The organism is Sediminibacterium sp., from assembly GCF_051861365.1.
Taxonomy (GTDB): Bacteria; Bacteroidota; Bacteroidia; order Chitinophagales; family Chitinophagaceae; genus Sediminibacterium.
Window position 1 is genome coordinate 34852 of the sequence record NZ_JBHYCW010000017.1, and the last position, 14888, is coordinate 49739.

The following is a 14888-nucleotide window of genomic DNA, read 5'->3' on the forward strand; positions in this document are numbered from 1 at the left end:
CAGGTTTTTTAGGATTTGAATTCAATAGCAATTTTTACCTGAGTAGGATCATATCCTTCAGGCAGATCAATTTTCAGCACATTGGTACTAGCATCACTATTGCATTCCGCTTTGTAAATAGTTGCTTTAATCGTGCTGAATGATACTTCTTTAGAAAATTTTTGTTGAGTTACTGGATTCGTTATTTCAACCACAAATTTGCTAACCTGATCTACACTGCTTTCATTGAAAATCATCAGGTGTATCTGATTGGTAGTAGTGCATTTGATGACACGACCAAATACATCTATATGATTACTGGACTCACCAAGCTTATCCCAGTTTTTATAGACAACTTCTTCTTTTGGTTGATAAGATGTTGCATGAAGAGAAATGGAAAGAGACAAAAAGAAAAAAAGTACAGGCAATACAATACCGTACCGCTTTAGAAACATTTTCATAGCAGTTAGTTTTGGTTAAACGGATGAAATAGATCGCTATCGCTTTATCCACTTCAGTAAAATAATTTTACTGAATGTAGTTTAAGCCATATCGAAAACGTAGTATATCAACTACGTTTAATGAATGTCTACAATAATAGCTAGAAGAAAAAGACCATTTGATAATACCCGTCATATAATCGATAAGGCAGCTATTTCAGTAGATTAAAAACACTACTACACAAAATCAGATATACGCTTTCTTGTTAAAACCAAGTCTATGTTGCCATAAATCTTTCCCTTAGAGCTAACCGATAATAGTAACCTATATTAATAGGTATATCATTCATAATATTATTACCGATATACATCATAACACTAACATTACGATAACCAACCTAAAGAAATACAGTGTTTTTAGCTAAAAAAAACATACCGTATCCTCACTTACAATATGCTTCGATTAGAATAAATGGTTACTCATCTGAAAACAGTAGACTATAATTTTCAGGTATTGATTATACATGTCTATAAAATAAGCTTATAAAAGGTGTTGTCGAACTTTAATCAGGAACTTAAAAATTGATTAAATCCCGTTGACTTTCTTGAGCATATATATAGAATGCATACATCACCTTATCTTTACAGGATATCCCCTTATCTAATACCCATATGTATTCTGTACTTATTGCTGATGATAACATAATTGAAAGAGATGTAATTGCGTCACATTTATCAAGAATCAAAAAAGTTAAAGTAGTTGCAGAATGCACGGATGGCGCAGAAACAAGTGCATACTTATCTTTACACCAGATTGATATAGTGTTTTCGGATGTAGATATGCCAAGATTAAATGGTATCAATTTATTAAAGGGCATTCAAAACCCTCCCGTCTTTATTTTTATCTCTTCTTATCCAGAATACGCCGCAGAAAGTTATAACCTAGATGCCATAGATTATATCGTTAAACCCACAACCCTTGAGCGAGTACAAAAAGCCATTGATAAAGCCATAGATTACATCGAGATTAAAAATCAATCTCATCATTATTCAGATAAAATTCAGCAAGAATCTACACTGGAAGAAATTGGCAGTCATATCTCAACAGATGGATTTTTCTTTATCAGAGAAAATAATAACTATACAAAACTGAACATTCAGGAAATAACATTTATTGAAAGTATGGGCGATTTTTCTAGAATTCATACAACCGGACAAAAAAAATTTGTAGTACTGGTTAGCTTAAAGAATATCGAAAAACAACTAACGCAAAAATATTCAAACGGGTACATCGGCAATTTATCATTAATATTCTCCAAACGAATACCGTCAATAATAATGAGATCCTTTTGTCTGATAAGAGCGTAATTCCTCTGAGTATGTCTTACAGGCAAAACTTAATTGAATCTGTGTTAGACAAAAAAATTTTAAAACGTTTCGGAGATTAACAACGCTCAAAATCAATTCGAGCGCTTGTTCCATGCCCCGGTGAACTGTTGAAATGAATAGACCCTTTCATTAAATGAACAAAGGATTTACACAATAATACCCCAAGACCATTTCCTTTTTCTTGGCTAGTACCTAATGAAGAATTCACCACTTTAGCTACTGGATCATTGATATATTTTAGCTTATCTGCTGCGATACCAATTCCTTCATCCTGAATAACCAAATAACTCCCACTACTATCTTTTGCGGCTTGAATTCGTATTGTACCATTTTGATAACTAAATTTAACAGCATTACTTATTAGGTTTCTAATTACACATAATAACATTTCTTTATCGGCTAATACATTAACATCTATATCAATGTTCTGCTGAATCTGTAATTGCTTTTGTAAAATACTATCTGAAAATCCTGAGAGCGCTTGTTGTATTACTTCATTGAGTTGGAGCTGAATGGGTTGAGGCGAAAATCCTTTCATTTGTGTACTTGCCCATTTCAATAAATTATCCAATAGCTCTTGCGTATAGCCCAAAGTATTTTTCAGTTGCCCAGTATATATGCGAAGTTTTTCTTGAGAAAGCGTTTGATTATCTAATAAATAAGTAAATGCCATCAAAGAATTAATCGGAGTCCGCATATCATGACTAATGGTGCCCAATAACTGATCTTTTACAACCAATAATTCCTGAAGTGAATTTTTTTGCTCAGAGATAATAAGATTTAGTTTTTTAGCTTTTCGTTGACTATAGAAAATAATAGTACCTCCGATGAGCAATACAATCACAGAGATCAAAAAAAACAAATTCAAGTACTTATTAAACCTAAGTTCCAGTTGTTGATTATCGATCTGTTCTTTAGCAATGGCCTGCTCATAGTCTGACTTATCCTTTTGCTGCTGAAATGCTGCAACTTGTAAACTAGCTTCATTCTGTAACTTGGTTCTCTGTTGCAAAAAAAGTAGCTGTTGTAGATCCTTCTGCTTTTTTGCAAGCTCCAATTGTCCTCTTTGCGTAGCAGCTAATAATACCTGCTGCTTCAGTTCGTTATCCAATAATTGCCTGTTATATCTGTATTCTTTTTCTTTAACCTCAAAATCAAGTACCAACTGCTTCCGTGTAATTTCTCTTTCTTTTTCGGCATTGAATAAGCTATCTTTTATAACTACATATTGCTGAAAATAAAGTAATGCACTATCATAGTTCCCCGATTGCTCATGCATTTTACTAATGAGTTCATAGGCGTTTTGCAGATTGCCTGGAATTTTATATCGATCAGCGATACGCACTGCAGCATGTGCCATTTGCAATCCGGCAGTATAGTTTTTTTGTGAAAAAAAATATTGTGCATACCTGATTTTATTTTTGGATGAAGAAACATGATAATCATGCTTTTGATCCAGATTCATCACGGTTTCAAAATATTGTTTGGCTTTTGTATGATCACTCAATAACCCATACACTTCACCAATATTCGCATTAATGGATGCTGCTAAAGCAGGATCGTCTTCAAGAAGTGCAATAGGAAGCGCTTTTTTAAAATGCTCTAGTGCATGATTGTACCGTTGTGATGGCAAAACACCCAAGTTGATGAGATCCTGATCTTTCGCCTTCATAAAAGCAACCCCCATTGCCTCACTAACAACCCCTACTCCTCTTGAATTAGGCCCATTTTGAATAAATAACCCAAGCGCTAAATTGAGATAAGGAAATGCTTTATCAATCTGATTTAAGTCTGTAAACACTTCAGCAATATTCATATAACAACTGCCCACTTCTCTTTTCATTCCTAATTTTTCATACAGAGGAATGGCTTGCTGATTTTTCTCAAGTGCTTTGACATAGTCCTTACTATCCATATAAATAGCGCCGGTATTCAAAAGAACACGAGCCATGCCATAAGTATTATTTGAAGCATCCGCAATAGCATATGATTCTTGATAGTGCGCCAGCGCTTCTGAATACCGGGTCTTACTATGATAAAACAAAGCCGCTCTATACTGCGCATCATAAAGCTTGTTTTTCAAATTGAGTTTTGTAGAGAGTATACGAACACTATCAAGATACAACTCCATCGGATCGTATTGTTGACGACTTCCATAATACCTGAACACTTCATCATACAACTTCAATTTGATAGAATCTGTTTTGGGATACTTTCTGAGTGCATTGATAAGATCCGCTTCAGATGAGTACTGTGCATGAACTTTGGTATGACAAAAGCCGATAATACAAAACATTAGAATGAAACAACGCATCATAAAAAATCAGAACAGTTCTGCGTTATAAAATGATATTAAAGAAATAAGAGGAAGCGCGTTATAGAAAGCGCATGTAGGAATCGGGGGTATTGATTTTCTCACTTGTTGGTTGTTTGCGAATAAATAAGCACAAAGCGTTGTAATATAAGACTTTAGAAATTCTTAACAATATACTGTTCAATTTTAATAAATAGCCCTTGCTGTCGGACTCGCATCTAAATCAATAAACTCCTGGTGTAGGTATTTATGATAAGCAGTGATGGCTATCATCGCCGCATTATCGGTACAATATTCAAAAGCGGGGATAAAAGTTTGCCATCCATGTTTTTGACCTGTTTCTTTCAACGCATTACGCAAACCACTATTGGCACTCACACCCCCAGCTATACACACTTGCCTGATTCCGGTTTGCTGAACCGCTTTTTTCAATTTCTTGATCAAGATATTTACAATTGTGTACTGAACAGAAGCACAAAGATCATGGAGATGATGTTGGATAAAATCCGGCGATTGCCTTTGTAAAAAATATAAAACCGATGTCTTCAGTCCACTAAAACTAAAATTCAATTCAGGTATTTGCGGTTCTGCAAAACGAAATGCTTGGGGATTTCCTGTTCTGGCATATTGATCAATCAAGGGGCCGCCGGGATAAGGCAATCCCAAGAGCTTAGCTGTTTTATCAAAGGCCTCTCCTGCAGCATCATCAATGGTTTCTCCGATCACTTCCAAATCCAACGGTGAACGGGCTAATACGATCTGTGTATGTCCGCCACTCACTGTTAAGCATAAAAAAGGAAAAGAAGGTGCCGATTCCTTGATCAGGTTCGCCAATACATGTGCCTGCATGTGATGTACCCCTATCAATGGAATATTCAATGATAATGCCATGGATTTTGCAAACTGTGCTCCTACTAGTAAGCTACCGATCAAACCGGGGGCTTGTGTGAATGCGATAGCATTGATGGTTGACAGTTGACAGTTGGCAGTTGACAGTGCCTGATGCACAACCGGAACAATATTTTGCATGTGGGCGCGACTCGCCAGTTCCGGCACCACGCCGCCATATTGTTCATGAATGGTTTGATTGGCGATAAAGTTGGATAATATCTTTCCATCTACACATACAGATGCAGAGGTTTCATCACAAGATGACTCAATGGCTAATATAGAAATTGACTGGTTGATAAATTCCGCATTCATGAATGGTTTGCAAAATTACAGTAAGAAAAGAGTTGATGCTGATTATTTTGTTCTGATCGCAACCACCGGGTCCATTCTAGCTGCAATGGATGCCGGAATAATTCCGGAAATAATACCTAATCCAATACAAATACTCAACGCGAGAATGATAATATTGGGTGCAATATAAATGGGGAATGGAAGTACTGCACTTAAAACCAAGGACATCAACCAAACCAATGCCAGTCCAATCAATCCTCCTATGATACATAAAAATGCACTCTCTAATAAAAACTCCGTAAGAATGGTTCTTCTCTTAGCTCCAATTGCTTTTTTCAATCCAATTTGACTGGTTCTTTCCCGTACCGTTACAAACATAATATTGGCTACCCCAAATGCACCAACAATCAAACTCAACCCCGCAATTGCCCAACCACCTGCACTCACTTGTCCAAAGAAACCACTTACCTGTTCACTAAATTGTGCCACATCATTGCAGGAGAAATTGTTTTCTTCTGCCGGACTCAACCTTCTCAGTTGTCGCATCACACCCGTTAGTTCATCAGCCAATGCCGCGGAAGAGATATTGGGTTTACCTTGTACCATGATGACAGGACTATTCAAATCCGGATTGTATACACTGGCGAAATAGTTATAGGATACCAATACCGATTGATCATAATCAAATCCTCCAACAAAACTTTGACCTTGCTTCTTCACCACACCCACTATATTCAATCGTTTGCCATTATAGCTGATCTGTTTACCCACAGCCTTTTGAGGAGAGCCAAATAATTGTTCAGCAACAAAAAAACCAATCACGGCGGAGGTTGTACCACGTAAAAATTCCGCCTCATTCAAATAACGTCCTTGGTCGATCTCAATTGTCTGAATAGCATTGTACTCTTGTGTGATGCCGTAGAGATTAATATTGCTGAGAATATTGTCTTTGTAACTGATATTAGATGTGGTGGATACAAAAAAGGCAATATTGCTGGCCAACTGACTTTTCGTTTTGATAAAGCTCATCTCAGCTTCTTTCATAGCCGGACGCTTCACAAATTTCCACCAAGGATAGTCGGGACCACCGCCACTGTAATCCCATTTATCAATATAAATTGTATTGTTACCAAATGCTTTGATATCATTCTGTACTTTTCTTTCCAAGCTATCTACAGTAGCCAATACACCAATAATGCAGAAAATTCCAATGGTAATGCCAAACAGCGATAAAAAAGTACGTAGTTTATTGACCCTCAACTCTTGAAGTGCCATCCGGAAACTATTCCACAATATGCTGAGCAGCTTAAACATATTCAAATGTAAGGTGTGAACAGGAATAGATGGTGAGAATTTTATGGATGGGAAAGCATAAAAAAGACAAGTTTGTGGTCTATACATCTGAAATGTTCAAAGAGCATGACCACAGGACTATTTCAAGTTCAACAACATAAAAAACAGGCATAAAAACGAGAACAATTGCTTATTTCCTATTGTTTATCAACATTATGCATGAAAAAAGTTTTTCGTTTGAGAAATAGCTATCTCCTTCTGTGCTATTTTTGCAGCGATTTCTTAAAACATAAACTTGCGATATGACCTGGAAACAAGTATTTATTTCATCAGTTGGAAAGAAGCTGGTCATGGGACTTACCGGTATTTTCCTGATCCTCTTTCTAATCGTTCATGCCGGATTGAATGCCTGTATTTGGGCCAATGATGGAGGTGAAATGTTTTTGCATGCAGCCCATTTCATGGGTGGCAACTGGGTTCCCCGCATTCTTGAGATCGGACTTTTTGTAGGTTTTATCCTGCACATTTACCAAGGTTACCTCCTGACCCTTGAAAACAAGAAAAAACGTTCTGTAGGTTATGCAGTAGCATACAGCGATGGCAGCAAATGGTATAGTCGCAGTATGGGGCTGTTGGGTACATTAATCTTGTTATTCCTGATCATGCACATGTCTCATTTCTGGTTTCCGAACAGATCCAATCAGGGATTTCTTTTAGGCCCGGAAATCAATTTGTATGAAAAAATGAAAACGGAGTTCAGCGTTCTGTGGGTTGTTATTGTATATGTGATCGGTTGTATTTCGCTGGCTTATCATTTGGCACATGGATTCCAGAGTGCTTTCAAAACACTTGGTGTTCACAATAAAAAATATAACAAAATGCTGGTAAGCATCGGATATGGATTCTCAGTGATTGTTCCACTGGTTTTCGCGATGATGCCTATTAGTTTTTATTTTAAATGGATTCAATAGTGAAAAGTGAAAGGTAAAAAGTGAAAAATCCGTTTCACTTTTCACCTTTCACCTTTCACTTTTACTCTTTTTCACTTCAAAAATCGTCTCGTATGCTGAATGCGAAAATTCCCGCAGGACCTTTAGAAAGTAAATGGACAGATTACAAAGGACATTGTAAGTTGGTGAATCCTGCCAACAAACGTAAGTTGGAAGTGATTATCGTAGGTACCGGTCTTGCCGGCGCATCTGCTGCTGCATCTTTGGGCGAACTGGGTTATAAAGTGAAAGCATTTTGCTTTCAGGATTCGCCTCGCCGTGCTCACTCGATCGCTGCACAAGGCGGTATCAATGCTGCCAAAAACTATCAAAATGATGGTGATAGTGTTTTCCGCCTTTTTTATGATACGATCAAAGGAGGCGACTATCGTGCCCGCGAAGCCAATGTGCATCGTTTGGCTGAAGTGAGTGCTAATATCATTGACCAGTGCGTAGCCCAAGGTGTTCCTTTTGCTCGTGAATATGGTGGATTATTGAGTAACCGTTCATTTGGTGGTACGCAAGTACAAAGAACTTTTTATGCTGCCGGACAAACCGGGCAGCAATTATTGATAGGTGCTTATCAAGCATTAGAGCGTCAGGTGGCATTGGGTAATGTAAAGATGTACAGCCGTCATGAAATGCTCGAGATTGTTAAGATCGATGGTAAAGCACGTGGTATTATTGCTCGTGACTTAGTGAGTGGAAAACTGGAACGTCACTTTGGTCATGCAGTATTGCTTTGTTCAGGTGGTTACGGTAATGTATTCTATCTGTCTACCAATGCCATGGGAAGTAATGTAACCGCGGCATGGAAAGCACACAAGCAAGGTGCTTTATTTGGCAACCCTTGCTTTACACAGATTCACCCAACTTGTATTCCGGTGAGCGGAGATCATCAGTCTAAATTGACATTGATGTCAGAATCGCTGCGTAATGATGGTCGAATTTGGGTGCCTAAAAAACAAAATGATACCCGTAAAGCCACTGATATTCCGGAAGATGAGCGTGATTACTATCTGGAAAGAAGATATCCTGCTTTCGGTAATCTTGTACCAAGAGATGTAGCATCTCGTGCTGCGAAAGAAAGATGTGATGCGGGTTATGGTGTAGGTTCATCTAAGCAGGCTGTTTATCTGGATTATGCTTCTGCCATTGAAAGATACGGACGCACAGAAGCCAATAAGCAAGGAAAGAGCAATGCCAGCATGGAAGAGATCATTGCCATGGGTAAAGAAGTGGTAAAAGAAAAGTATGGTAACCTGTTTGATATGTATGAAAAGATCACAGGTGAAAATCCATACGAAGTTCCGATGCGCATCTACCCTGCTGTTCACTATACCATGGGTGGATTGTGGGTAGATTATGAATTACAAACTACGGTTCCGGGATTGTATGCTTTAGGTGAAGCCAATTTTAGTGATCATGGTGCCAACCGTTTGGGTGCTTCTGCACTGATGCAGGGATTGGCCGATGGTTACTTTGTGATTCCATATACCATTGGCAATTATCTGGCAGATGAAATTTATAGCAATGCAATTGCTACTGATCATCCTGCATTTGCTGAAGCAGAAAAAGCGGTGAATGATCGTATTCATCAGTTGATGAACATTAAAGGAAAGCAAACTGTAGAAAGCTTCCATAAGCGTTTGGGTAAGATCATGTGGGATAAATGCGGTATGGCTAGAAACGAACAAGGATTGAAGCAAGCCATCGCTGAGATTCAGGCATTGAAGAAAGAGTTTTGGAGTGATGTACGTATACCGGGTGAAATTGAACAAATGAATCCGGAGTTGGATAAAGCCAATCGCGTTGCAGACTTTATTGAGTTAGGAGAACTGATGTGTATAGACGCATTGAACCGTAATGAAAGTTGTGGAGGACATTTCCGCGAAGAATCGCAAACAGAAGAAGGCGAAGCTTTACGTGATGATGCTAACTTTATGTACGTAGCTGCCTGGGAGTTCAAAGGTGAACACCAGTGGGAACTACATAAAGAAACATTGAATTATGATGTAATTAAGCCTAGTCAGCGTAATTACAAGTAGAATAGAACACGGATTTTCATGATTTTCATGATTTGCGCAGATAGATACTATCATGAAAAATCATGAAGATCATGAAAATCTGCGTTCTATCATACGATATCGATAATTGTTCTTAGAAAAAAGAAAGAAAAGGCAAATGATGATTTATTGATCAATTAAGCCTTTTCAAAATGAATGTAAGTTTTCAATTATCTGACCTTACGAATAAGATATTACGGTGCTACTACACTGTGTATAATGAATTAGGTTATGGTTTTTTGGAAAAGGTTTATGAAAAAGCTCTTTTATTTGAACTAAGAAAATCTGGTTTAATCGCACAACGGCAAGTACGTTTATGCGTTTATTATGATACTGTTGAAGTTGGCGAATATTTTGCTGATATTATAGTGAACGATGTGATTATACTTGAGATCAAAGCTGCTGAAGGTATTGTGGAGGCCCATGAGGCTCAATTAACTAATTACCTAAAAGCAACAAATATAGAAGTCGGACTCTTACTTAACTTTGGTAAAACACCACAGTTTAAGAGAAAGGTCTTCAGTAATAAATACAAGAAACACTTATAACATCGTGATATGGAACACTACCACATGAATTTGAATCTCAAAGTTTGGAGACAAAAGAATAACCAATCAAAAGGAGAGTTTAAATTATATCGAGTTGAAAACATTTCTTCAGAAATGAGTTTTCTGGAAATGTTTGATGTGCTGAATGAGCAACTTATCCGTGATGGCGAAGATCCTGTTACATTCGATCATGATTGTCGTGAAGGTATTTGTGGAGCTTGTTCCATGTACATCAATGGAAAACCCCATGGTCCATGGCAGGCCAATACCACCTGTCAGTTGCACATGCGTGCTTTCAAAGATGGTGATACTATTGTAGTAGAACCATGGAGAGCCAATGCGTTTCCGGTGATCAAAGATTTGATGGTAGATCGTTCCGCCTTCGATCGCATTATTCAAGCCGGCGGTTATATCAGCGTGAATACCGGTAATGCTGTGGATGGTAATGCCCTACCCATTGAAAAAGATAAAGCAGACAGCTCATTCGCAGCGGCTATGTGTATTGGTTGTGGTGCTTGTGTGGCTGCGTGTAAGAATAGTTCAGCGATGTTATTCCTTAGCGCAAAAGTGTCACACCTCGCATTATTGCCACAAGGTGCACCTGAACGCAAATCACGTGTCATGAACATGGTAGCGCAAATGGATAAAGAAGGTTTTGGCGCATGTACCAATACCGGTGCTTGTGAAGCAACTTGTCCAAAAGAAATTTCTATCAGCAATATCGCTCGTTTGAATCAGGAATATTTGATGGCGAGTTTGACGGCGGAGTAAAGAGCTGCTAGCAGCTAGCTACTAGCTTCAAGACTAATGAATAGAGCCATTCATAAAATTGAATGGCTTTATTCATTAGCAATAAGATGATTTAAAAATGCTAGCAGCTAGTAGCTGATAGCTAGAAGCTTCTTATTTTTTCTTCAACAACAAAGCACTCACCAAAGAAACCAACAATCCTACCGGTAAAATTTCTGCATAGGTCATGAGGGCATTGAATAGTGGATTTTTATACCATTTTGCAAAACTGGCCATTTCGGCTGTTTGCTTGGCCAATTCAGCTTCAGTGGCTCCAGCAGCTTTTGCTTTTGCAAGTTCTACTTCGGCATATTTTTCTGCAAAATCAGGAAAGAAATAAAAGTATTCTACCAACCAAGTAGCTACATAAAAAGTAGAAGCGATCAATGCAATCAATAGTCCAATCTTAAAGGCTTTTCCAAAACTAATCAGTCCATTATTGTATCGGTCGCGGAAGCTTTTGATACCGACAAAAATAAAAGCGAAGGCAAGAATCATGGATGCATATCCATAGATCATTCCGTTTTCATGATCGCCGGAAGATTTAAAATACAGGGTAGAAGCTACCATCAATACACTGACGATCAATCCGGCAATAATGCCATTGACAAGAACCACTTTTTTCATATGTGTTGGTTTAGGGTGATAAATGATGCGCTAAAGTCGGATGTCTGCCTATCTTTTTGTTCATACTTTCGGGTGATTTTGATGATCTCGTCCGGAAATCATCCAAAAGCATGAATCCTTACGCGATCAAACCGATCTTTTTTGCTTTTTCAACTGCTTGCGTTCTTCTTTGCACATCCAGTTTTTCAAAAATTCGTGCTGCATGGGTCTTGACCGTATTCAGCGATACAAATAATTGAGCGCCTATTTCCTGATTACTCATCCCCTGTGACATCAAGTGTAAAACTTCTAATTCTCTTTCGCTGATACCCAATAGCTCCATTTCCTTTCTATTGATTTCAAAAGGAAGTGATGGGTCACGATATACAGTTTTCTCTATGACTCGGGTTTCTGTTTTAGGTCGCGTAAGTTTTTGGGATAACCAGATACCCAATCCGGTAAAAAATAATGCGATCATTCCTGCATAGATCTCAAAAGAATGCTGATAGATCAGGAATTTCAACTCCAGCCATCTTAATAACAGTAAAAGAAGAGCCAGTGATAAGCCATACAATCCAACCGTTTTGTATTTATTGAGAACCCTAGTTTTCATCTTCTCTAAGATAATAACTCCTCTTCAAAACCCCACGACCTTACCTTTGTAAAATGCCCAACTCCTATTTTCAGTTCAAACAGTTCACCATCCATCAAGATCGGTGTGCGATGAAAGTTTGCACGGATGCTTGTTTGTTTGGAGCTTGGGTGGGGAGGAAAGTGGAGAGTGGACAGTTGACAGTTGACAGGAAGAATAATAGTAGGGCTCTGGATATTGGAACGGGTACAGGATTACTGCCCTTGATGCTTGCGCAAAAAAGCGATGGCTGGATTGATGCCATCGACATCAACCACTCCGCTGCTCAACAAGCAGAAGAAAACATACAAGCTTCCAAATGGAAAGATCAAATAACCGTGCACCCTGTCAACATACTGGAATGGAAGAGTGAACCGTATGATCTGATCATTTCCAATCCACCTTTTTATGAGAACGATCTTAAAAGTCCCGATACAGATCGCAACCTCGCTTTACATGATAGCGGATTAACATTGGTGTCTTTGTTTGAAAATGTGGCTCGATTACTCAAACCCAATGGCAAATTTGCATTGTTATTGCCGGCACATAGACAAACAGAAGCAATGGAGTTGGCTAAACAATGGGGCTGGACGTATTCTGAATTCGTACAGGTTTGTCAGACAGAAAAACATACGCCTTTTCGGGTGATGTTCTGGTTTGAAAAATCTATTACAGCTAGCGAAGAGAAGACCATTCGTATCAAAGAAAATGGGGTGTATACCGAGAACTTTAGGGATTTGTTGAGGGATTATTATTTAGCGTTTTAGTTGCCACTGAGGGCACAGAAAAGCACTGAATCGTTTCTGTGTATCTCAGTGTTCTCAGTGGCAATTCAATTAATGTGCCGCATAATCCGCCAAATAATCAAAATACGGAGTCAGTTTCCCTTTAAAAAGAATGGTAGCACGATCAATGGTTTCACTACCGCCTTTTCTGATATCTTCCAGTACATATTTAATCAGTTGTTCCCCAAAATATTTACTCGCATCGCGGGGTAATTCATTGGGTAAATTGCCTACTGCCATTACATCTACACTATTAGACAAATAAGGCGCAGTTTTCTCAAATGAAGATCGATCAACGCCGTAAACAGGATCGTTAATGGTACCGTCACCCAGATTACAAGGTACACTACCGCCTTTATCATCCGTAATATCGGCAATGGTTTGTATGCGAAAATCAGCAGCACGCAGGTCATCCATTTCAAATAAGCGGGGAATATTGTGATCCCAATAAATACCATTCATGAGAATATCGGTATCAGCACAATATTGTTTGAAAATGCATTCATACTCTTCCGGATGATGGTGAAAATGATCCCGTTGATAAGTACGATTGATTTTATGGCGATACAGATCACTTCCTTTCAAATGCACATATACCGGATAGGTAAATGAGCGGTTCAGATATTCATCCGGCTCTACTTCCTGAACATCCATCAGATTCATGATCTCCAAAATACCATGCGCTACACGTCCGCTACCGGTTACGGCAATTTTGATATTTGGAAGTTTAAGTCCAAAATAAGTATGGATCAATTCACGATAATCTTTTACTTCTACTACCCTATTCAAATGATAAGCACCTGTTCTATTACCATAACACATGATTCCATTATGCGCCCCAACAATACCGGCAAAAAATCCAAAGCCAATGATACGTTGTCCATCCGTATGTTCCAGACACTCATAATCAATCAACGTGATGTTTTTATCCATCATGGCATGTAACAAAGCCTGGTTATAGGGTTGTTTTTTCTTGGTATGAGAAAAAAACAGGTAAGTTTTATTCGGAATCAACATGCTCACCGGTACTTCTTTGATACCCAACAGAATCAAACAATCAGACAAATCATCGGTCACTTCAATGCCGGCATCTAGATACTCCTGATCCGTAAAACATCGGTTAGGTGATTGTTGTACCTGTATTTTCAGATCGGGAATATTTTTTTGCAACCATTTGCATTGTCCGGGTGTAAGTGCCACCCGGTTATCCGCAGGAATTTTTCCCTCTCTAATAAGTCCGATAACGAGCATTGGAGTAATTTTGGGCAAGATAGCGTTTTAAGGCAGTGAAAAGTGAGAAGTGTCCACAGGACTCCTTTGGAGAAAGGTGAAAAGATAGTAGCACAATACCCCCCTTTCACTTTTCACTTTTGACTTTTCACTTTTGACTTTTCACATCCATGAACCATTTCGAATTATTCAACATCCCCATCACCCTGCAACCTGATACCGGTCAGTTATCGAAACAATATTTCGAGTTACAGCGAAAGTATCATCCGGATCGTTATATACAGGCTTCGGAAGAAGAGCAGGAAGAAGCATTACAGGTGTCTGCACAGGTGAATAAAGCCTTCAAAACTTTAAAAGACCCTGATGAGACCATCAAATATGTATTGCAATTGAAGGGATTACTGGAAGAGGAGGAAAAATACCAGTTATCCCCCGATTTTTTAATGGAAGTAATGGAGTTGAATGAGTTGAGGGAAGAAGGCGATACTGACAGTATTGCTGCTACGATTGATCAACTAAAAAAGCAGATATATGAACCTGTGGAAGCGATTATTACAAATTATCAGGAGGGTATTACTACCGAAAAAGAGTTGCTGCAAGTGAAAGAGTACTATTTTAAAAAGAAGTATTTGAGTAAAATTTGATCC

The 14888-nt window shown here is 38.4% G+C and carries 15 protein-coding genes; 8 read left to right on the forward strand and 7 right to left on the reverse strand.

All coding sequences use genetic code 11. The features are described 5' to 3' along the window. Positions 1-8: 8 nt before the first annotated feature. Positions 9-440 (reverse strand): hypothetical protein, encoded by a 432-nt coding sequence (locus tag ACTIEV_RS09340; RefSeq protein WP_439516379.1) that lies wholly within the window; start codon positions 438-440, stop codon positions 9-11. A gap of 651 nt (positions 441-1091) precedes the next feature. Here ACTIEV_RS09340 and ACTIEV_RS09345 point away from each other — a divergent pair. Together ACTIEV_RS09345 and ACTIEV_RS09350 are read left to right on the forward strand one after the other, a co-directional pair. Beyond that, a complete protein-coding gene (locus tag ACTIEV_RS09345; protein ID WP_439516380.1) occupies positions 1092-1787 on the forward strand; it encodes a LytR/AlgR family response regulator transcription factor in 696 nt (231 codons plus the stop codon). Continuing rightward, entirely contained in the window at positions 1721-1867 is a 147-nt protein-coding gene (locus ACTIEV_RS09350) for a hypothetical protein (RefSeq protein ID WP_439516395.1), read from the forward strand. Before ACTIEV_RS09345 ends, ACTIEV_RS09350 begins: the two co-directional genes overlap by 67 nt. Here the strand turns inward: ACTIEV_RS09350 and ACTIEV_RS09355 are convergent. The 3 genes from ACTIEV_RS09355 to ACTIEV_RS09365 form a co-directional block, all read right to left on the reverse strand. Continuing rightward, positions 1864-4104 carry a tetratricopeptide repeat-containing sensor histidine kinase gene (locus ACTIEV_RS09355; protein ID WP_439516381.1) on the reverse strand — a complete coding sequence of 747 codons (2241 nt, stop codon included), beginning with the start codon at positions 4102-4104 and terminating at the stop codon, positions 1864-1866. The two genes, ACTIEV_RS09350 and ACTIEV_RS09355, sit on opposite strands and share 4 nt — an antisense overlap. Positions 4105-4308: 204 nt before the next feature. Then, a complete protein-coding gene (gene tsaD, locus ACTIEV_RS09360) occupies positions 4309-5325 on the reverse strand; it encodes a tRNA (adenosine(37)-N6)-threonylcarbamoyltransferase complex transferase subunit TsaD (protein ID WP_322194402.1) in 1017 nt (338 codons plus the stop codon). 42 nt (positions 5326-5367) lie between these two features. Continuing rightward, a complete protein-coding gene (locus ACTIEV_RS09365; protein ID WP_178889167.1) occupies positions 5368-6618 on the reverse strand; it encodes an ABC transporter permease in 1251 nt (416 codons plus the stop codon). A gap of 281 nt (positions 6619-6899) precedes the next feature. On the opposite strand from ACTIEV_RS09365, the gene ACTIEV_RS09370 reads away from it, so the two are divergent. The 4 genes from ACTIEV_RS09370 to ACTIEV_RS09385 all read left to right on the forward strand — a co-directional run bounded on the left by ACTIEV_RS09370 (position 6900) and on the right by ACTIEV_RS09385 (position 10971). Next, on the forward strand, positions 6900-7568 hold the full coding sequence (locus ACTIEV_RS09370) for a succinate dehydrogenase cytochrome b subunit (protein ID WP_322194405.1): 669 nt from the start codon (positions 6900-6902) through the stop codon (positions 7566-7568). A gap of 92 nt (positions 7569-7660) precedes the next feature. Further along, entirely contained in the window at positions 7661-9634 is a 1974-nt protein-coding gene (locus tag ACTIEV_RS09375; RefSeq protein ID WP_322194407.1) for a fumarate reductase/succinate dehydrogenase flavoprotein subunit, read from the forward strand. 170 nt (positions 9635-9804) lie between these two features. Next, a complete protein-coding gene (locus ACTIEV_RS09380; protein WP_254005168.1) occupies positions 9805-10200 on the forward strand; it encodes a GxxExxY protein in 396 nt (131 codons plus the stop codon). Positions 10201-10209: 9 nt separating this feature from the next. Next, positions 10210-10971 (forward strand): succinate dehydrogenase/fumarate reductase iron-sulfur subunit, encoded by a 762-nt coding sequence (locus ACTIEV_RS09385; protein WP_322194410.1) that lies wholly within the window; start codon positions 10210-10212, stop codon positions 10969-10971. A 132-nt stretch (positions 10972-11103) separates the two neighbouring features. Here ACTIEV_RS09385 and ACTIEV_RS09390 read toward each other — a convergent pair whose 3' ends face one another. Together ACTIEV_RS09390 and ACTIEV_RS09395 are read right to left on the reverse strand one after the other, a co-directional pair. Then, complete coding sequence (locus tag ACTIEV_RS09390; RefSeq protein WP_322194412.1) at positions 11104-11616, reverse strand: DUF4199 domain-containing protein; 513 nt, start codon at positions 11614-11616, stop codon at positions 11104-11106. A gap of 118 nt (positions 11617-11734) precedes the next feature. After that, positions 11735-12208: a response regulator transcription factor gene (locus ACTIEV_RS09395; RefSeq protein ID WP_322194414.1), complete on the reverse strand. Its 474-nt coding sequence runs from the start codon at positions 12206-12208 to the stop codon at positions 11735-11737. 53 nt (positions 12209-12261) lie between these two features. Here ACTIEV_RS09395 and ACTIEV_RS09400 point away from each other — a divergent pair, with 53 nt between their 5' ends. After that, positions 12262-12993 (forward strand): tRNA1(Val) (adenine(37)-N6)-methyltransferase, encoded by a 732-nt coding sequence (locus ACTIEV_RS09400; RefSeq protein ID WP_322194416.1) that lies wholly within the window; start codon positions 12262-12264, stop codon positions 12991-12993. 69 nt (positions 12994-13062) lie between these two features. Here the strand turns inward: ACTIEV_RS09400 and ACTIEV_RS09405 are convergent, their stop codons facing one another. Further along, positions 13063-14262 carry an NAD(P)-dependent oxidoreductase gene (locus ACTIEV_RS09405; protein ID WP_322194418.1) on the reverse strand — a complete coding sequence of 400 codons (1200 nt, stop codon included), beginning with the start codon at positions 14260-14262 and terminating at the stop codon, positions 13063-13065. Positions 14263-14411: 149 nt separating this feature from the next. Between ACTIEV_RS09405 and hscB the strand changes: the two genes are divergently transcribed. Further along, positions 14412-14885: a Fe-S protein assembly co-chaperone HscB gene (gene hscB / locus ACTIEV_RS09410; protein WP_322194420.1), complete on the forward strand. Its 474-nt coding sequence runs from the start codon at positions 14412-14414 to the stop codon at positions 14883-14885. Positions 14886-14888: the final 3 nt, after the last annotated feature.